General features: G+C 64.7%; 20 protein-coding genes. 13 read left to right on the top strand and 7 right to left on the bottom strand.

From position 1 onward, the window contains the following. The first annotated feature begins 49 nt into the window (after nucleotides 1–49). Together AC5Y5C_RS23405 and gplR1 are read left to right on the top strand one after the other, a co-directional pair. Nucleotides 50–889: a transglutaminase family protein gene (locus AC5Y5C_RS23405; RefSeq protein ID WP_499976922.1), complete on the top strand. Its 840-nt coding sequence runs from the start codon at nucleotides 50–52 to the stop codon at nucleotides 887–889. A 62-nt stretch (nucleotides 890–951) separates the two neighbouring features. Next, nucleotides 952–1,617 (top strand): TetR/AcrR family transcriptional regulator GplR1, encoded by a 666-nt coding sequence (gene gplR1, locus AC5Y5C_RS23400; protein ID WP_499976920.1) that lies wholly within the window; start codon nucleotides 952–954, stop codon nucleotides 1,615–1,617. Between the two features lie 26 nt (nucleotides 1,618–1,643). Here the strand turns inward: gplR1 and AC5Y5C_RS23395 are convergent, their stop codons facing one another. After that, nucleotides 1,644–2,243, bottom strand: coding sequence for a type II toxin-antitoxin system PemK/MazF family toxin (locus tag AC5Y5C_RS23395; RefSeq protein ID WP_499976919.1), 600 nt, complete (start codon nucleotides 2,241–2,243; stop codon nucleotides 1,644–1,646). Nucleotides 2,244–2,367: 124 nt separating this feature from the next. Here AC5Y5C_RS23395 and lepA point away from each other — a divergent pair, with 124 nt between their 5' ends. Then, the gene (lepA, locus tag AC5Y5C_RS23390; RefSeq protein ID WP_499976917.1) at nucleotides 2,368–4,236 is read left to right on the top strand and encodes a translation elongation factor 4; all 1,869 of its coding nucleotides are present in this window, start codon (nucleotides 2,368–2,370) and stop codon (nucleotides 4,234–4,236) included. 12 nt (nucleotides 4,237–4,248) lie between these two features. Here the strand turns inward: lepA and AC5Y5C_RS23385 are convergent, their stop codons facing one another. After that, on the bottom strand, nucleotides 4,249–5,016 hold the full coding sequence (locus AC5Y5C_RS23385) for a DUF899 domain-containing protein (protein ID WP_499976916.1): 768 nt from the start codon (nucleotides 5,014–5,016) through the stop codon (nucleotides 4,249–4,251). Nucleotides 5,017–5,071: 55 nt separating this feature from the next. On the opposite strand from AC5Y5C_RS23385, the gene AC5Y5C_RS23380 reads away from it, so the two are divergent. From AC5Y5C_RS23380 to AC5Y5C_RS23360, 5 genes are read left to right on the top strand one after another with little or no spacing between them, the layout of a single operon-like run. Continuing rightward, on the top strand, nucleotides 5,072–6,082 hold the full coding sequence (locus AC5Y5C_RS23380) for an NAD(P)H-dependent flavin oxidoreductase (protein WP_499976915.1): 1,011 nt from the start codon (nucleotides 5,072–5,074) through the stop codon (nucleotides 6,080–6,082). Then, on the top strand, nucleotides 6,079–6,261 hold the full coding sequence (locus AC5Y5C_RS23375) for an LPXTG cell wall anchor domain-containing protein (protein ID WP_499976914.1): 183 nt from the start codon (nucleotides 6,079–6,081) through the stop codon (nucleotides 6,259–6,261). The genes AC5Y5C_RS23380 and AC5Y5C_RS23375 overlap by 4 nt, the downstream gene beginning before the upstream one ends. A 39-nt stretch (nucleotides 6,262–6,300) precedes the next feature. Then, nucleotides 6,301–8,274 (top strand): glycoside hydrolase family 15 protein, encoded by a 1,974-nt coding sequence (locus AC5Y5C_RS23370; protein ID WP_499976912.1) that lies wholly within the window; start codon nucleotides 6,301–6,303, stop codon nucleotides 8,272–8,274. After that, entirely contained in the window at nucleotides 8,271–9,038 is a 768-nt protein-coding gene (locus AC5Y5C_RS23365) for a hypothetical protein (protein ID WP_499976911.1), read from the top strand. Before AC5Y5C_RS23370 ends, AC5Y5C_RS23365 begins: the two co-directional genes overlap by 4 nt. 36 nt (nucleotides 9,039–9,074) lie before the next feature. Then, nucleotides 9,075–9,842 carry a hypothetical protein gene (locus AC5Y5C_RS23360; protein ID WP_499977038.1) on the top strand — a complete coding sequence of 256 codons (768 nt, stop codon included), beginning with the start codon at nucleotides 9,075–9,077 and terminating at the stop codon, nucleotides 9,840–9,842. Here the strand turns inward: AC5Y5C_RS23360 and AC5Y5C_RS23355 are convergent. From AC5Y5C_RS23355 to AC5Y5C_RS23335, 5 genes are read right to left on the bottom strand one after another with little or no spacing between them, the layout of a single operon-like run. Further along, nucleotides 9,832–11,085 (bottom strand): FAD-dependent oxidoreductase, encoded by a 1,254-nt coding sequence (locus AC5Y5C_RS23355; RefSeq protein ID WP_499976910.1) that lies wholly within the window; start codon nucleotides 11,083–11,085, stop codon nucleotides 9,832–9,834. The two genes, AC5Y5C_RS23360 and AC5Y5C_RS23355, sit on opposite strands and share 11 nt — an antisense overlap. Continuing rightward, a complete protein-coding gene (locus AC5Y5C_RS23350; RefSeq protein WP_499976909.1) occupies nucleotides 11,072–11,593 on the bottom strand; it encodes a hypothetical protein in 522 nt (173 codons plus the stop codon). The genes AC5Y5C_RS23355 and AC5Y5C_RS23350 overlap by 14 nt, the downstream gene beginning before the upstream one ends. After that, nucleotides 11,590–12,747 carry a hypothetical protein gene (locus AC5Y5C_RS23345; RefSeq protein ID WP_499976907.1) on the bottom strand — a complete coding sequence of 386 codons (1,158 nt, stop codon included), beginning with the start codon at nucleotides 12,745–12,747 and terminating at the stop codon, nucleotides 11,590–11,592. The genes AC5Y5C_RS23350 and AC5Y5C_RS23345 overlap by 4 nt, the downstream gene beginning before the upstream one ends. A 1-nt stretch (nucleotide 12,748) precedes the next feature. Then, entirely contained in the window at nucleotides 12,749–13,162 is a 414-nt protein-coding gene (locus tag AC5Y5C_RS23340; RefSeq protein WP_499976905.1) for a hypothetical protein, read from the bottom strand. Further along, nucleotides 13,159–14,727 (bottom strand): hypothetical protein, encoded by a 1,569-nt coding sequence (locus AC5Y5C_RS23335; RefSeq protein ID WP_499976904.1) that lies wholly within the window; start codon nucleotides 14,725–14,727, stop codon nucleotides 13,159–13,161. The genes AC5Y5C_RS23340 and AC5Y5C_RS23335 overlap by 4 nt, the downstream gene beginning before the upstream one ends. A 60-nt stretch (nucleotides 14,728–14,787) precedes the next feature. Here AC5Y5C_RS23335 and AC5Y5C_RS23330 point away from each other — a divergent pair, with 60 nt between their 5' ends. The 5 genes from AC5Y5C_RS23330 to cysW all read left to right on the top strand — a co-directional run bounded on the left by AC5Y5C_RS23330 (nucleotide 14,788) and on the right by cysW (nucleotide 18,218). Next, a complete protein-coding gene (locus AC5Y5C_RS23330) occupies nucleotides 14,788–15,048 on the top strand; it encodes a hypothetical protein (protein WP_499976903.1) in 261 nt (86 codons plus the stop codon). A gap of 167 nt (nucleotides 15,049–15,215) precedes the next feature. Continuing rightward, on the top strand, nucleotides 15,216–15,311 hold the full coding sequence (locus tag AC5Y5C_RS23325) for an Ms4533A family Cys-rich leader peptide (protein ID WP_407661639.1): 96 nt from the start codon (nucleotides 15,216–15,218) through the stop codon (nucleotides 15,309–15,311). Between the two features lie 143 nt (nucleotides 15,312–15,454). Further along, on the top strand, nucleotides 15,455–16,510 hold the full coding sequence (locus AC5Y5C_RS23320; RefSeq protein ID WP_499976902.1) for a sulfate ABC transporter substrate-binding protein: 1,056 nt from the start codon (nucleotides 15,455–15,457) through the stop codon (nucleotides 16,508–16,510). Then, nucleotides 16,507–17,406, top strand: coding sequence for a sulfate ABC transporter permease subunit CysT (gene cysT / locus AC5Y5C_RS23315; RefSeq protein WP_499976900.1), 900 nt, complete (start codon nucleotides 16,507–16,509; stop codon nucleotides 17,404–17,406). Before AC5Y5C_RS23320 ends, cysT begins: the two co-directional genes overlap by 4 nt. Then, nucleotides 17,403–18,218, top strand: a complete 816-nt coding sequence (cysW, locus tag AC5Y5C_RS23310; protein ID WP_499976899.1) for a sulfate ABC transporter permease subunit CysW — start codon at nucleotides 17,403–17,405, stop codon at nucleotides 18,216–18,218. Before cysT ends, cysW begins: the two co-directional genes overlap by 4 nt. The last annotated feature ends 1 nt before the right edge of the window (nucleotide 18,219 follow it).

Here is an 18,219-nt window from a genome sequence, read left to right as displayed (position 1 = left end):
GAGGCCCCCAGCGGGAGATACCCCCAGCTTGCGCGAAGAGGAGAAGTAGATGTGGCGCCTGCGAGTCGTCCATGCGACCGGTTACGCCTACAAGACGCCGGTGACCGCGTCCTACAACGAGGCGCGGTTGACCCCGCGTAGTGACGGCCGTCAGAACGTCATCCTCAATCGCGTAGAGACGGTTCCCGCCACCCGCTCGTATCGGTATGTCGATTACTGGGGTACCGCCGTCACGACGTTCGACCTGCACGCACCGCATACCGAGCTGGAGGTGACGGGTCTGTCGGTGGTGGAGACCGATGTCGCGGAAATGCCGGAGGAATCCGTGGGCTGGGATGACATCCACGCCACGGCCGTCCTCGACCGATTCGACGAGTATCTTTCGCCCAGTGCGTACGTCCCCCACAGCAAGAAGGTGCAGTCGGTGGGCAAGAGGATCGCCAGGGATGCCACTCCCGCCGAGGCCATTGTCGCGGCGTCGAAATGGGTGCACGCGGAGCTTGACTACGTGCCCGGAACCACCGGTGTGCACTCGTCGGCGCTGGATGCGCTGCGTGAAAAAAAGGGTGTCTGCCAGGACTACGCGCATCTGACATTGGTTCTGCTGCGCAGTATGGGAATTCCGGGGCGCTACGTGTCGGGTTACCTGCACCCCAAGGGCGATGCGGCAGTGGGCGAGACGGTGGATGGACAGAGTCACGCGTGGATCCAGGCCTGGGCCGGCGGCTGGTGGGACTACGACCCCACCAACGACAGCGAGATCAACGAGCAGTACATCACCATTGGCGTCGGCCGGGATTACTCGGATGTCAGCCCTCTCAAGGGCATCTACTCGGGGGGCGGGTCGACCGATCTGGACGTCGTGGTCGAGGTCACACGACTCGCCTAAACGCCGCAGAAAAGCCGGTTATTGCACAGGTGTCTGGCAAGAAGAGTAATAATGCGTAGACCATGGTGACCAAACAAGCTACCGGGCTATACGGCGGACGAACGGCGGATGAGCGCCGCGCGGAGCGGCGGCGACGCCTCCTTGAGGCGGGGCTCGAGGTGATGGCCAGTTCAGGCTGGGCAGCGACAACGGTTCGGGAGATCTGCAAGACCGCCGGACTGAACACCCGTTACTTCTACGAGTGCTTCGACGGCCTCGACGAGCTGCTCGTCGCGGTTTTCGACTGGATCATCGAAGACAGCATCGCCACGGCAGGTTCGGCGATGGCCGCGGCTGAGAAGGACTCACGCTCGCAGGTGCATGCTGGCGTCGTGGGTGCGGTGACCGCACTGACCTCCGACCCCCGGCGCGCCCGTGTGATCGCCACCGAGGCGATGGGAAGCCAGCGACTCACTCGTCGTCGTATGCGGTTGACGCACTACATGGCGTTGATGCTCGGTGCCGCTCGCGCCGAGTTCGACCCGGATGCCGATCCGAACTACACCGCGGTTCAGGCCGAAGCCCTGGCCGCGGGTGTCGCCGGCACCGTGTTGGCCTGGCTCGACGGACGGTTGCGTCTGGAGCGCGAAGAACTGGCCGAGTACACCGCGCAGTTCATCGATCAGGCCATGTTCACGCCGTCGCCGGTGCGCAACTCCGTAGAACTGCGCAACTCCGTAGAACACTGACTGAGTTGCGCTGAGGCGCTGAGCGCTCAGCTCCAGGAGAACTGTGCGCGCAGACGTGTCGCGACGATGTTGAATCGCTCTACGTCCAGGATGGCGCCCTCGCGCCGAATCCCTTCCTCGGGAACATCAAGCACGCGATCGAGGCGCACCCAGCTGGGGCGCCCGTCGTAATCCCAGCTGCCGCTGCCGAGCGCCACCCAATCCAGATCGCTCTCGTGGCGCTCCCGAGTGGACAGCATCAGGCCGAGCAGTAGCGTCCCGTCCCGTCCCACGACGAGCACCGGGCGGTCCTTCCCCTGCGAGGGGTCATCCTCGTAGACCACCCACGTCCACACGATCTCCCCAGGATCGGCGCGGCCATCCAGGTTGGGCGTGTACTCGATGCGCCGGGCGCGATGGGCCGTAGGCACGCTGCGGTGCGTTACGGGGCGCCCCGGAATGGCTGTCTGTGGTTCGGGCTCCACGACACCGATCGCCTCCAGCCCGCGCTGGAGCCCCCGCTGGACGAGTTCCGATCCCTGTAGCTGCCGCAGCACCTTCGGGCCGTCGCGGAACACGACTTGCTCGACGGCGGACGCCGCCATCCTCCCGAGCCTCCGCCCGAGCGTCTGCCACTGTGACGCCATGCTGCGAGCATACTGACCGGTAGGCCTCGAAGGCCCCCACAAGGGTGGGGGGTACCTCCCGCGTGCGGGGGCGTGCTCCCAGCGTGTGTCGGGAGCATGGTGCGCGGCATGGGAGCATGGTGCCGTGCCAAGTTTTGCCGACACGACGTTCACGGACCCGGCGCGCATCCGTAACTTCTGCATCATCGCCCATATCGACCACGGGAAGTCGACCCTGGCCGACCGGATGCTGCAGCTGACCGGGGTGGTCGACGCGCGATCCATGCGTGCCCAGTACCTGGATCGCATGGACATCGAGCGTGAGCGCGGCATCACCATCAAGGCGCAGAACGTGCGGCTGCCCTGGAAAATCAGCACCGCGCCCGATTCCGCCGAGTACGTCCTACATCTCATCGACACCCCCGGGCACGTCGACTTCACCTATGAGGTGTCGCGCGCCCTGGAGGCGTGTGAGGGTGCCGTACTGCTGGTCGATGCGGCACAGGGCATCGAAGCGCAGACGTTGGCCAACCTGTACCTGGCGCTCGACAAAGACCTGACGATCATCCCGGTCCTCAACAAGATCGATTTGCCCGCCGCCGACCCCGACCGCTACGCGCAAGAGATCGCGCACATCATCGGCTGCGAACCCTCCGATGTGCTGCGGGTGTCCGGGAAGACCGGCGAGGGCGTCGAGGCACTGCTCAACGAGGTAGTGCGGTTGATTCCGGCGCCGCAAGGTGATCCGGATGCTCCGGCGCGCGCGATGATCTTCGACTCGGTGTACGACATCTACCGCGGCGTTGTCACCTACGTCCGCGTTGTCGACGGCAAGATCACGCCGCGCGAGAAGATCGCCATGATGTCGACGGGCACCACCCACGAACTGCTAGAGGTGGGCATCGTCTCGCCGGATCCCAAACCCTCTGTGGGGCTTGGGGTCGGTGAGGTGGGCTACCTGATCACCGGCGTGAAAGACGTGCGCCAGTCGAAGGTCGGTGACACCATCACCTCCGCGCGCAAGGGTGCGACCGAGCCGCTCACCGGCTATCGCGAACCCAGGCCGATGGTGTACTCCGGGCTGTACCCAGTGGACGGATCCGACTATCCGAATCTGCGTGAGGCGCTGGACAAGCTGCAGCTCAACGACGCAGCGCTCACCTACGAGCCGGAGACATCGGTGGCCCTGGGCTTCGGATTCCGTTGTGGCTTCCTGGGATTGCTGCACATGGAGATCACCCGTGAGCGGCTGGAACGGGAGTTCAACCTCGACCTCATCTCGACAGCACCGAACGTGGTGTACCGGGTGATTACTGAAGGAATGGCCCCCGGCGATCCAGGGATGATGGTGACCAACCCGTCCATCTGGCCCGAGGGCAAGATCCGTGCCGTCTACGAGCCGGTGGTCAAGACCACCGTCATCGCGCCGAGCGAGTTCATCGGTTCGATCATGGAGCTGTGCCAGTCGCGGCGCGGCGAACTCGGCGGCATGGACTACCTCTCGCCGGAGCGCGTCGAGCTGCGTTACACAATGCCGTTGGGCGAGATCATCTTTGACTTTTTCGACTCGCTGAAGTCGCGCACCCGCGGCTATGCCAGCCTGGACTACGAAGAGGCCGGTGAGCAGGAGGCCGACCTGGTGAAGGTCGACATCCTGCTCCAGGGCGAGGCGGTCGACGCGTTTTCGGCCATCGTCCACAAGGATGGAGCCAGCGCCTACGGCAACAAGATGACCGTCAAGCTCAAGGAGCTGATCCCGCGCCAGCAGTTCGAAGTGCCGGTGCAGGCTGCTGTCGGCTCCAGAATCATTGCGCGCGAGAACATTCGGGCCATCCGTAAGGATGTGCTCTCCAAGTGCTACGGCGGCGACATCACCCGCAAGCGCAAGCTGCTGGAGAAGCAGAAGGAGGGCAAAAAGCGCATGAAGACCATCGGACGGGTCGAGGTGCCGCAGGAAGCCTTCGTGGCGGCGCTCTCCTCCGAGTCCGCGGCGGACAAGCCCAAGAAGTCCTAGCGGCGGCCCACCTCAGTCTTCCTGGCAACACTGACTCGGCATCCCGACGATCGCCCCGCCCTGCGGCCAGCCGGCGGGCGAGTCTTCCCAGGGCTCCTGACGTCCATACGGCGTCAGGTCCAGGAACGGATACCCGACCGCGGAATGGTCCAGCCCCCGCGCGAAGGCCGAATAGGTATGAAAGACCTCGTTTCCGCGGCGCAGGAAAACGCTGGCGCCCGGCCAGTCCCCACGCAGGTCCTCGTCGCTGAATCCATCGGCGCACAACTCATCACGCGACTTGTAGTTGTACTCGACCGGCGCGCGTGACGGGTCGAGCGTGACGTGGAAGTCGTAGCTGAAATCGCCGTCGTTGGTGGAGTACCACGGGAACGTCCACCCGTGTTCGTCGCGGTAGCGGGCGATGCTTGCGTACGGCGCACGGGATACGCAGGCGAAGGTGACGCCCTTGTCGGTCAACAATGCACGGTCCCGTTCGGTGAACGTCATGTCGGCGGCCCCGGTGCAGCTGGGGCAGCCGCGGTCGATCTCGTCGAGCCACATGAAGTGGTGGATATACAGCGTGTGTCGTCCCTCGAACATGTCCAGGAGCCGTACCTGTCCGTCGGGGCCCTCGAATACGTAATCCTTTTCGACCTGCACCATGGGCAGTCGTCGACGTTCGGCGTTGACGGCATCGCGCAGATGCGTGGCCGCGCGCTCGTGGGCCAGCAGCTGCTTGCGGGCCGTCAGCCATTCCTCGCGGGTGACGGCGGTGGGGTAGGCGGGTGAGCTTGTCATATCCATACCGACCCGGCCCGGCCGGAAAAATCATCGCGTCGATACGCTGAGGTACATGAGTACCGTGCTTGCCGGGCTTCGCCTTCCCATTGTCGGTGCTCCGATGGCCGGCGGTATCACGGTGCCGGCGTTGGCGCGCGGAGTGAGTGCGGCAGGCGGTTTCGGTCTGATGCCTGCCGGATACCGCACCATCGCGCAGTTGGATCAGGACCGCGAGGCGATGGGCGATCTGCCCTTCGGCTTCAACGTTTTCGTCCCCACGCCGGACCATGGTGCCGACTTGCGGGAGTATCTCGACAAGCTGAAGGTCTGGGCCGACAAACTCGAGGTCGCTCCCGGTGACCCGGTCTGGCATGACGATGCATATGCCGACAAGATCGAGTATCTGGTCGCCAACCCCGTCCCGGTGGTGTCATTCACCTTTGGTGTGCCGTCCGCGCGGGATGCGCAACGGCTGCACGACGCCGGATCCGAGGTGTGGATCACCGTCACCAGTGCGGTCGAAGCCACGATCGCCGAGGGGATCGGCGCCGACGCGCTGGTTGTCCAGGGCCCAGAGGCCGGCGGCCACCGCAGCAGTTTCGATGCCGGTGCTCCCGAGGAGCCGCTGGTGAACCTCATCGCGAACGTGCAGGCAGTCACCGCGTTACCGCTGGTCGCCGCGGGCGGCATCATGGACGGCGCCGACATCGCCCGGGTGCTTTCCGCCGGAGCGGCGGCAGCGCAGCTGGGCACCGCACTGGTGGTGACCGACGAGTCAGGTGCCAAACAGGTCTACAAGGACGCTCTGCTACAACCGGCCGAGACGGTGGTGACCCGGGTGTTCTCGGGCCGCCCGGCGCGCAGTATCTCCAACGCATTCCAGCGTGATATGGAATCTGTTGCCCCGGTGAGCTTCCCGGCGCTGAACTCTGCGACCAAGGAACTTCGGGCGAGCGGGGACCCGGACGTGATGTCGCTGTGGGCCGGCACCGAACATCACCGCGCGCGGGCCCTGCCGGTGGCGGAATTGATGTCCGTGTTGGCTGCCGAGCTGGACTCGGCACGGGGTGAGGCGACGACATGAAGCCGGCCGCTCTCATCTGGACCATGGTCATCGCCGCATGCGTGTTGATCGGCCTCGACCTGGTCATCTACCTGGCGGGGCCGCGTACTGGAGGCTCGACCGGTGTCCTTGTGACGCTTCTGGTGTTCAATCTGCTGCTCTTCGGCGGTCTCGGTATCTACCTGCGCCGCCGACGCTAAATATCCGGTGCCTCCCCGGGACGCACATACGATGGTCCGATGGTGTCGTCTCTTGATCCCGAACTGTCGCTAGAAGGACTGTTGTCCTCCAGTCAGTCGCCCATTCAGCGCCGCGGTCCCTTCCCGCCGATCGCCGACTACGCATTCCTCTCGGACTGGGAGAACACCTGCCTGATCGCTTCCAACGGATCGGTGGAGTGGATGTGCGTGCCCCGGCCGGACTCGCCGAGCATCTTCGGAGCCATCCTCGACCGTGGAGCGGGACACTTCCGGATCGGGCCGTACGGGCACAATGTTCCGGCCGCGCGCCGTTACCTGCCGGGCAGCCTGATGGTGGAAACCACCTGGCAGACCAAGACCGGATGGCTCACCGTCCGCGATGCGCTGGTCCTCGGGCCGTGGCATGACGTCGATTCGCGGTCGAAGACGCACAAGCGCACGCCGACCGACTGGGACGCCGAACACATCCTGCTGCGCACCGTGCGCTGTGTCAGCGGCACCGTCGAAGTGATCATGAACTGTGAGCCCGCCTTCGACTATCACCGTGAGGGGCTCACCTGGGAGTACTGCGGTGATGGATACGGCGAGGCGATAGCGCGAGCGGCCAAGAACCCCGAGGCCAACCCCACCCTCAAACTCACCACGAATCTTCGGCTGGGGTTGGAGGGCCGCGAGGCCCGGGCGCGCACCCGCCTCACCGAGGGTGACAATGTCTTCGTCGCGCTCAGCTGGTCCAAGCACCCTGTCCCGCAGACGTATGCGGAAGCTGCCGATAAGATGTGGAAGACCGCCGAAGCCTGGCGGCAATGGATCAACATCGGCGAATTCCCCGATCATCCGTGGCGGTCATACCTACAGAGCAGCGCGCTGGTCCTCAAGGGCCTGGCGTACTCGCCGACCGGAGCACTGCTGGCGGCATCCACCACGTCATTACCGGAAACTCCTGGGGGAGTGCGTAACTGGGACTATCGCTATTCCTGGGTGCGGGACTCGACCTTCGCGCTCTGGGGGCTGTACACGCTTGGGCTGGACCGTGAGGCCGACGACTTCTTCGCCTTCATCGCCGACGCATCCGGTGCGAACAACGGGGAGAGACATCCGTTGCAGGTGATGTACGGCGTGGGTGGGGAACGCACGCTGACGGAGGGGGAGTTGCCGCATCTATCCGGGTACGACGGGGCCAGGCCGGTGCGGATAGGCAACGGCGCGTTCGATCAGGTCCAGCATGACATCTGGGGCACCATGCTCGATTCGGTGTACGTGCACGCGAAGTCACGTGAACAGATCCCGGCGACACTGTGGCCGATTCTGAAGAATCAGGCAGAGGAGGCCGCGCGGCACTGGCGCGAACCCGACCGTGGCATCTGGGAGGTCCGCGGCGAGCCGCAGCACTTCACCTCCTCCAAGATCATGTGCTGGGTGGCGATGGATCGTGGTGCCAAACTCGCCGAGCTGCACGGAGAGAAGAGCTACGCCCAGCAGTGGCGCGGTATCGCCGACGAGATCAAAGAGGACATCCTCGAGCATGGCGTCGATGAACGCGGAGTGCTGGTACAGCGCTACGGTTCAACGGCTTTGGATGCTTCACTGTTGCTCGCGGTGCTCAACCGCTTCCTGCCGCCCGACGACCCGCGAATTCGTGCGACGGTGTTGGCGATTGCCGATGAGCTGACCAACGACGGTCTGGTGCTGCGCTACCGGGTGGAGGAGACCGACGACGGGCTCTCGGGTGAAGAAGGCACCTTCACCATCTGCTCGTTCTGGTTGGTCTCGGCATTGGTGGAGATCGGCGAGGTGCGCCGGGCACGGCACCTGTGCGAGCGATTGCTGTCCTTCGCCAGCCCGCTGCAGCTCTACGCCGAGGAAATCGACCCGCGTACCGGTCGGCATCTGGGCAACTTCCCGCAGGCGTTCACCCACTTGGCATTGATCAACGCCGTCGTGCACGTCATCCGCGCCGAGGAGGAGGCGGATGTCAGCGGAACCTTCCAGCCCGCGAACGCACCCACATGAGGGCCCGGGGCGGCACCGTTGCCATCGCGGCGGCGATGTGTGTGGTCGCATCCGGTTGCGGCCGCACGTCGGGCCCCGCTGAGCAGACGCCTACCACGACGGAATCCTCTTCGGGGACAACGGCGGCGAGCACCGCAGTGAATCCCGCCCCGGCATTTGGGTATACGCCCGTATTGGAGTCGGTCAAGGGCGCCCAAGGGACGATCACCTACGACGTCCAGGTGCCGCAGCTCTCCGGCGGAATGCCCGCCGTTCGTGATCGATTCAACGAAGGTACCCGCGCCGCGCTGCGGGAATTGATCGACACGTTGCCCGGTCCTGGCGCGAGCCAGCAGGTGTCGATCGGTGACGGTGATGTCGGGCCTGAACTGGAGACCACCCGTGTCGCCATGATCGGACCGCACGTGGTCGCGGGTATCCAGGTGTATCTCTGGTACGCCGGTGGCGCGCACCCTAACCGGTCGGTCTCGACAATCGTGGTCAATAGCGATACCGCCCAACCCATCACGTATGACGACCTGTTCCCCAACCAGTACGCGGCCCTCGAACGGCTGAGGCAGGTACTACCCGGTCTCGATCCGACGGGGCGGGTGCGGCAGCAGACCGTCAACGGGCGACTTGAGCAGTGGGTGCCGGCGCCGACGGGACTGCGGTTCTATGTGCCGGTCTCGCATGCCGCCGGTGATTTTGTTCCGATTACCGTGCCGTGGGACAGGATTCGCGATCAGGTGGCGCCTGGGATTCTGCCGGTATTGAGTCAATAGTTGGGGGCTGTGCTTGTGACGTCACGTCTTGTGTTGATGCTGGTGTTGATGTGTGGTGTTATCGCCGGTTGCCTCAAACCGCCGGAAGAACCCACGCAGACTCCTGAAGCCCCGTCGTCCACCAGCGCGACACCGTCCAAACCGGTTGTCTCCGCAACTCCGGCGCAAGCGCCGCCGACCGCCACGCCCGCGTTTGGCTTCACCCCAACGCTGGAGCCGGAGAGCGGAAAGCAAGGCAAGGTCGACTACAACGTCAAACTGCCTCACGTCACTGGAGATAACGCCGGCGCTCGGGACAGATTCAATGAAGGCATGCGCGTGGCGCTGAAGGACGTGGTGCGGATCCTGGACGATCCGAAGAACACCAAGCCGGCGACAATAGGCGATGGACAGCTGCAGGCACGGGAATCGAGTCGGGTTTCTTTCATTGGTCCACATGTCTTGTCGGGTGCCGCGGTGTTCCTCGCGAACAGCGGTGGACCGTATCCCAGCAATACGGTAGCGACCATCACCATCAACACCGATACGGCTCAGCCCATCATGTTCGGTGACGTCTTCGCCGACCAGAGTGCGGCTCGGGAGCAATTGCGCACGCTGGCTCGGGAGCTGGGGCCGCCCGATCGCATCAAGGCCGCCGGAGACATGAAGTCTGAGCAGTTCCTGCACTGGTTACCCGTGCCGAACGGGCTGACCTTCTATATCTCTGTTCCGCACGTCGCAGGAGATTTTGTACCGGTTACCGTGCCGTGGCAGAAGATCCGTGACCGGGTGGCTCCCGGGATGCAGCAGGTGCTCAGCCGGTAGGTAAACGGCGCGCGAAGTCGGGCGCGTGCTCGGGCAGCGGTCCGATCGCCACCCCGTAGGCCGGAATCGCCTGCAACCATGGGTACTTGGTGGCGATCGACAACACCGATGCGATCCTGGTGCTCGGGGTGATGTCGGTCGTCGAGCCCACCGCGGAGAACACCCTGCGGTGTACGGCACGTTGCACGCGCTGGATCAGGGCGGTCGGTCCCCATCGGCGCAGCTGTACCTTGCGCAGGTCGGCGGTGGTGAGTGTTCCCCGACGCAACGGCTCGGCGAGGATGCGTGCGGTGGCCACGGCGTCGGCGATGGCGAGGTTGATACCCACTCCACCGACCGGGGACATGGCATGCGCGGCATCGCCGATGAACAGCAGCCCCTCCCGGTACCACGTGCGGAGCCTATTGAGCTGCACATCAAGCAGTTTCACATCATCCCAGCTGGTGATGGCACCGGTGCGGCCGGCCAGCCAGGGCACCATTTCGGCGATCCTGTCGCGTAGCACCTGCACATCACCGCTGCGCATCTGTGAGTCGGTGCCCTTGCCGATGAGATACCCGCATTGAAAGTAGTCACCGCGATCGAGCATCACCATGAAGCGGTTGGCGCCGACCCTCGCGCGCGGCCCCTGTGGGTCATCGTGATGCTTGGGCAGGCGGAACCACCAGACATCGATCGGAACGCCGAACTGTCGCGGCCGCATTCCGGCCGCGGCGCGAAGCGCCGAGCCACGGCCGTCGCAGGCGACGGTGAGGTCCGCCTTGAGTTGGCCGGCTTCTCCTGCGGCGGTGCGGTATTCGACGCCGGTGATGCGATCGCCGGATCGTAGGAGCCCGGTGACTTCCGTGCTGCGCAGCAGCCGGAAGGTGGGCTCGAGTTCCGCGGCACTGGCCAGCATCTCCAGAAAGTCCCATTGAGGTGCCATTGCGATGTGCTTGTGCGGTCCGGGAAGCCGATTGAGGTCGCCCAGCCGATATGTTTGCTCACCCAGGTCCACGGTTACCTGCTGAACCAGGTTGTGCGGCATGGCCGCGAACTGCGGGCCGAGCCCCAACTCATCGAGCAGGTTCAGCGTGCTGGCATGCACGGTGTCTCCGCGAAAGTCCCGCAGAAAGTCGGGGTGCTTCTCCAGCACGGTGACGTTGACGCCGGCACGTGCGAGCAGTAGCGCCAACATCATGCCGGCGGGTCCTCCGCCGGCGACTGCACAGGTAGTGCTGTGCGACAGATCAGGTTTGGTCACGAGTCCTCCTCCACGCCACGATCAGGACCGCGGCCAACGCGAACACGGGCATCAGCGAAAGAGTCCAACTCAACGCCAGCGGCGGTCCGGGCTGGCGCAGCACCTCCAGGTTGAGAATGCCCTTGCCCGGCCCCCGCGGACCGGTGATGTCGAAAATAAACTGGTAATGCCCCTCTTCCTGCAGCGCCCGGATATCTAAACCCCAGACCTCGCGCTTGCGTGGATGGCGGGCCAGCGGTTCGGCGCGGCCCTCCTTACCGTCGGGTGATACGACGGTAAGGGTGCCCGACTTTCCGGTGATCCCATCGACGGGAATGAAGGTGAAATCCAGTGATTGCATGGCGCGCAGCGGCCATGTCGAGAACCCGACGGTCAGCGGATACGGGCCCGCCGCCACCTGTTCGGTATGCACCACGTTCACCGGCGCGTAGGCGTTGGCAGGGGCGCTGACCCCGAGTGACAGGCCGATGACGGCTATGAGCGACAACAGGATTCGGTTGTGCCTCACGCGACGGCCTCCCTAGTGTCGGCGTCGTTTCCGGGCACCCTGAGCATCAGCGCGATCCGTTGCGCCAGGAATCCGGCGAGGGCGCCCAGCGCCAGCCCCGCCAGGCCGACGGTGATGTAGCTGCTCACGGTTTCGGTTCCCTGGTGATACAGCATCGCTCCCTGCAGCAGATACCCCATACCTGCCACCGAACCCAGGACCGCGCCGATCGCGGTCATCGGCCACCGTTGCCATCTGCGGTCCCGTGCCTGGTGCAGCAGCCCCGCGGCGAGCAGGGCGAAGACTGCGAGAAATATCGGCATCATTCCCGGGATCGTGGGTGGGCCACCCCAGAGGTCATCGCGTAGCGGCAGTCCCACTGCCGCGGCGTATTCGTGTGCGGCCCAAGGTGAGAACCACCAAAAGATGGCTTGAATGGCGGCCATGATCGCCGCGACGCCGAGCGGTGCCAGTGGCGACCGCAAGACGCCCGCAACGAGTAGCAGCACGAGCGGGACAATGAACGCCGAGCCCAGTGAAATCGGGTTGAAGTCGAACTTGAAGAGGAACAGCGCGGTGAACGGAATGGCCGTCATCGCCGCCACCAGCGACGCCTGCGCCATCAAACCGATGACGCCCCAGCGAAATCGGCGTGCCGCCGCGAAGGTGACGACACTGCCGAGGTCGGTGACGGTCCCGGATACGAACAATGCGAAGTGTGGGGGAGAGGCCAGGACGGCATCGAACCCGTAGACCGTGTGCCACCACAGATCCAAGAGGCCGTACATGAGAAACGATGCGGCACCGCAGCCGGAGAGCAGGAAGCCCAGGGGCGCGGTGAATCTGCCGCCGAACACGCGGACAGGCACACCACCTATCCAGCGCGGTACCTCTTCGCCCGCGCGTTGGGCGGCCGTGATCAGCAACACCATGACGAGGCTGGTGATTCCACCGATGGCACTGCCCGCGTAGAGGAACAGATGCGGCAGCGTGAAGAACGTATCGGGGCCCACATCGTCATGCCATTCCACGTCCCAGGTGGTCCCCACCGCCCCCACCACGCTGCCCAACAGCACTCCGTACGCCCCCAGCGGTGCGTACTTCTCGATGGTGGCGCGGGTGATGCGCGGCGTCTGCTGGGCGCCGACACTCGTGGTGCTTGTCTCCGGGCTCATCTCAACCTCCAGTCACCCATAGTGGCATTGTCGTGCGCTCATCGGGATCACCCGACGGTGGCGTGACGGTCACGACGATGTCCCAGGGCCCGGCCATCGAGAGCATCACTTGGTCGAACTTGGTGCGGCCGGATACCACCTCGCGCAGCGGTGGCATGGCGTGGCCCATCAGCGGCATCACCAATTCGACTGATACCGACTCGGATTCGGGCAGATTGCCATCTTCACGGTCGGCGATGGCGATTTCCAGTGCCGTCATCCCGACGCGGGGATGGTCGATGGTCACCGTGACGGCGTAGTGCTCGGTACCGGAATAGAGGGTGACGGCTTCGGGCGCGCTGGGCCAGGCAATCCATGTCAATCCCACCACGGCGGCAAGTATGGCCGCGAGCCCCGCCCACACCTGACGTGTCATGAGATGTCCAGTCGTACCGGGATTGTCAGCACCCGATAGTCACGCTGCGCCTGAATCCAGGCGAGATACCGGCCCGGCCTGGGGAACGTGAAGGTGAACGGCACATCGGGGCCGAAGGCGGCCACCGTCTCATCGGGTGGACTGTCACCGTTGAGGGGCGGCGCACCGACCGCCGGCGGCGGGAAAGACTCCGCATCATCTGGTGTGGGCGAATGGCCGGCGCGGTGATCCATGCCCGTCATGCCGGGCATATTGGTTCCACCGTGACCGCCCATGGAATGAGCATGGGCCCAGACCGCTGAATCCTGGACCGCGGTGCCGAGACCGCCCGCGGGGGCGTCGCGCGGAATGGGTCCGGCGATCACCAGATGACCGAGCATGCCCAGCCACGGCTGCAAGACCGGGTCGGCTCCGACCGTGGCGGAGAGTGTCGTCGGCCGCCCCGCACGCAGGCCGGTTGCGGTGACGTGCACGTGCAGCCCATCGATCATGCGCATCCCGGGTCCGTCGAATGGTGCGGCTGCGGCGGGCATCCCGCCATGCGATGTGAGTCCACCCGGCAGGCGCACCGTCTGCACGCCGCCGCCACGGCGCACGAACTCGGCCGATACCGCGTACCGGCCCGGGACCGCCGGCGAGAACGGCACCGAGTAGCGGCCCGGCGCAACCCTTATCGGATGCAGGTGGGATAGTCGCCCATCCGGGGCCACAACCAGCAGATGGATCAGCGCGCTGTCATGGATGACAAGGTCGTCTGCGGACAGCCCGGTCGCCGTGTCGATGAGTGAGAAGTAGACGTCCGTCGCGTGTCCCGAATCCAACTCGGGCTGTTCGGCGATGAGCATGGCCGAAGGCCGGGAGTAGTCGGTGACCGCGGGGCGGTCCAACCGGTAGGGGTTGGCGGTGTTGTCGACGGTCGGGTCTCGTTGCGGGCCTGGCTCGGGCGGCGGGGGCGCCGATGCGGACAGCACCGCGCCGGTGATGGCCACCGCGAGGGCCGTCACCGTGGCGGTCACCGGCACCGCGATCCACACACCACGACGTACCCGAGTGGCCACCACGAGTGAGACCACCAGGAGCAGACCGGTGGCGGCCAGACCCAGATAGGCCACTCGCTCGGGTGGTGACATCGCCTGACCGACGAGGACCAGCGGGATCCGGGCGGTGTGCACGCCGTCGCTGATGGTCAGGTCGGTCGGGCCGGTGCGGTCGACATCGAGAGTCGCGCCGTACGGGCCGGGTTTCTCGCCGAGGACCACCATCGCGGTAGAGGTGGGTACGCCCGGAGCGGGTTGACGGTCATCGGTACCGGCGCCGGTGGGCACGGTTTGTACCCGGAGCGGGCCGGCCGCGGTGCCGTGGTGAGCGATCACATCGACACGCAGTGGGCCGGGAATGCTGGTCACCCGGCGGGCGACCACGGTGAGTTCACGCTCGCCCAGGCTCAGCGCGACCTGCACGTCGGCTCCTGCGGCTGCAGAATCGGCCGCCGCGACGGGGGCCCCGCTGAACAGTGCGGACAGTACGAGCACCAGGAACAGGCACTTCGCGCGCAAGTGGCTCATCGGCATCCAGTCTGCCCTGCGCCGGAGAGGCCGCGGAATGGTCCGCCTAAACTGGCTCGCGTGAACAGCGACAGCGTGATCGGCCTCCTGAGTTGGTGGGATGGCGTGGAGCTGTGGCTCAGCGGACGCGGGTTCATCCTTCAAACGATCATCGTGATGCCGGTTGTGCTGGTGCTGGCGTACGCGATGGCCGTGGCCGGTGACAAGATCTTGTTTGTGCTGCTCAGCATGGTGAATCGGCTCGGTCTGTTCTATCGGGCGACGCGCCGCCATTCCATAGAAAATCGGGTCGCCGCGGCCGCCCCGGTGGACCTTCCATGAGCGGTATGCCGCAGTCACGCGTCACGTTGGCGCTGGTTGCGCTGGCCATTCTGGTGATAGTCGCCTGGCTGTTGAGTCGGTAGTTACTGTCTGTTGACGTAATAGTGCTTCTACCTGCCGATTCGACCGTAAAGACCGCGTCAAAGGGCTCTGCTACGCTTCCGCTCATGCATTCCGCCGCCCCGGGTAACCGCGTGCGCCACATCTTGGCGCTCATCGCGGTCGGTACATGCGCGGTTGCAGACGTTCACTGTTGTCGCTAGACCCATCCCGTCCGCGGTTTGGTGTCGGTAGCGGCTAGTTCGAAGCCCACTGGCTGTTTCGCTACCTTTCTGTCGTTACGGGATTCAGAGATTTCCGCTGAGATATCCGTCCCAGGTAATCGTCATCCCACGAAAGGCATCGCATGCTCGGCTCCAGGATCAACATCGCGAAGACGGTCGGCGCCCGCCGGTGGCGCCACATCGGAGTTCTTGCCACAGCGGCAACAGTTCTCGCCGCCTGCGGTGGGGGATCCAGTGATGTCGCCGGTGGCGAGTCTCATTCCAATGCCGACACCACATTGACCCTCGTTGCCTACGCCGTACCGGAGCCCGGCTGGAAGAAGATCATTCCGGCATTCGCGAACACTGCCGAGGGCAAGGGTGTCGCGGTCACTACCTCGTACGGCGCCTCCGGCGACCAGTCGCGGGCTGTCGTCGACGGCAAGCCGGCCGATATCGTCAACTTCTCGGTTGAGCCCGATGTGAGCCGTTTGGTCAAGGCGGGCAAGGTTTCCGAAGATTGGAATGCCGACGCTACAAAGGGCGTGCCGTTCGGTTCCGTGGTTTCTCTTGTGGTGCGCAAGGGCAATCCGAAGAACATCAAGGACTGGGATGACTTGCTCCAGCCTGGGATCACGGTGATCACCCCCAGCCCGCTGAGCTCGGGCTCGGCAAAGTGGAACCTGTTGGCGCCGTACGCGGCCAAGAGCAACGGCGGCCGCGATGACCAGGCGGGTATCGACTACATCAATAAGCTCGTCGGCGAGCACATCAAGCAGCGCCCCGGTTCGGGACGCGAGGCCACCGACGTGTTCCTGCAGGGCAGCGGTGACGTGCTGATCAGCTACGAGAACGAGGCGATCAATGTCGAACGTCAGGGCAAGGACGTCGAGCATGTCAATCCGCCGCAGACATTCAAGATCGAGAACCCCGTCGCGGTGGTCAAGGAAAGTGCCCACCTCGACAAGGTGAATGCCCTGAAGAACTACCTGTACACCCCGGAAGCTCAGAAGATTTGGGCCGAGGCCGGTTTCCGCCCTGTCGATCCGGCCGTTACGGCAGAATTCGCCAAGGACTTCCCGACGCCCGAGAAGCTGTGGACCATCGCCGAACTGGGCGGCTGGAAGACTGTTGACCCGGCACTGTTTGATAAGGAAAACGGCAGCATCACCAAGATCTACAAGAAGGCGACCGGATGACAGCGTCTACGGAACAGTCGGCGGAACCGGCCTCCGAGCCGAAATCGGCTGCCCGGCCCGACCGTGAGGTCGGTGCCGGGCAGCCGGGGGGGCTTTTGAGGCGCCGGTATGGAAGTACCTCGCTGCGAGTCGGTGCGGCATCGATCTGGCTCAGCATCATCGTGCTGTTGCCGCTGGCCGCAATCATCTGGCAGTCGGCAGGTGGCGGGTGGACCGCGTTGTGGAACGCGATCACTTCGAACGCCGCGGTGAGCTCGTTCCAGGTGACCCTGGGAGTCTCGTTCGGGGTGGCCGTGATCAACCTGTTTTTCGGGCTGCTGGTGGCCTGGGTGCTGACCCGTGACGACTTCCCCGGAAAACGTTTGGTCGACGCCGTCATCGACCTGCCGTTCGCGTTGCCCACGATTGTGGCAAGTCTGGTGATGCTCGCGCTGTACGGCCCGGGCAGCCCGGTGGGCATCCACATCCAGCACACCAGGTGGGGTATCGGGATCGCACTGCTGTTCGTCACCCTGCCGTTCGTGGTGCGATCCGTGCAGCCTGTCTTGTTGGAACTCGACCAGTCCGTCGAGGAGGCCGCCGCGTCGCTGGGGGCCGATAACTGGACGATTTTTCGGGCGGTGATCCTTCCCGCGCTGCTTCCGTCACTGTTATCGGGTGCGGGCCTCGCCTTTTCACGTGCGATTGGTGAATACGGTTCGGTGGTGCTGATCGGTGGTGCGGTGCCTGGCGAGACGGAAGTGTCTTCGCAATGGATCAGGACGCTCATCGAGAACGACGATCGCACCGGCGCCGCGGCGATCTCGATCGTGCTGCTGATTATTTCGTTTGTCGTGTTGTTCGTCCTGCGCACCATAGGGTCGCGCGCGGCCAAGCGAGAGGAGCTGGCGCAGTGACGCCGTCACCGCTCGTCAAGTATGTGGCGCGTTACACGGCGCTGCTGTACATCGGCATCCTGGTGATCGTTCCGGTCGGTCTGATCCTGTGGCGCACCTTCGAGCCCGGGGTTGGAGCGTTCTTCGAGTCGATCGCCACCCCGGCCGCGGTGTCGGCCCTGCAGCTCTCGCTGCTGGTGGTCGCTATCGTGGTGCCGCTGAACGTCATCTTCGGCATCCCTACGGCGTTGGTACTGGCGCGGAACAAGTTCCGCGGCAAGGCCGTGCTGCAGGCGATCATCGACCTCCCGTTTGCGGTCTCACCCGTCGTGGTGGGTGTCGCGCTGATCCTGTTGTGGGGATCGGCGGGTGTGTTCGGGTTCGTCGAGAACGATTTGGGGCTCAAGGTCATCTTCGGGTTCCCGGGCATTGTGCTCGCCAGCATCTTCGTCACGATTCCGTTCGTCATCCGTGAGGTCGAGCCGGTGCTGCATGAGCTGGGCACCGAGCAGGAAGAGGCAGCCGCAACGCTGGGAGCCACTGCCTGGCAGACGTTCTGGCGTATCACGTTGCCGTCCATCCGGTGGGGCTTGACCTACGGGATCGTGCTCACCATCGCGCGCACACTGGGTGAGTACGGCGCGGTGATCATGGTGTCGTCGAACCTGCCCGGGACGTCGCAGACCCTGACCCTGCTGGTGTCCGATCGCCATCAGCGCGGCGCCGAGTACGGCGCCTACGCCATCTCAGCGTTGCTGATGGCTGTGGCGGTGATTGTCCTGGTGGTCCAGGTGGTCATCGATGCGCGACGAGCAAAAGCCAATAGCGAATAGC

This window comes from Mycobacterium sp. NGS15 (assembly GCF_059813245.1).
The sequence above is the reverse complement of the archived record's forward strand: the minus strand, read 5'-3'. Positions and strand labels throughout refer to the sequence as shown.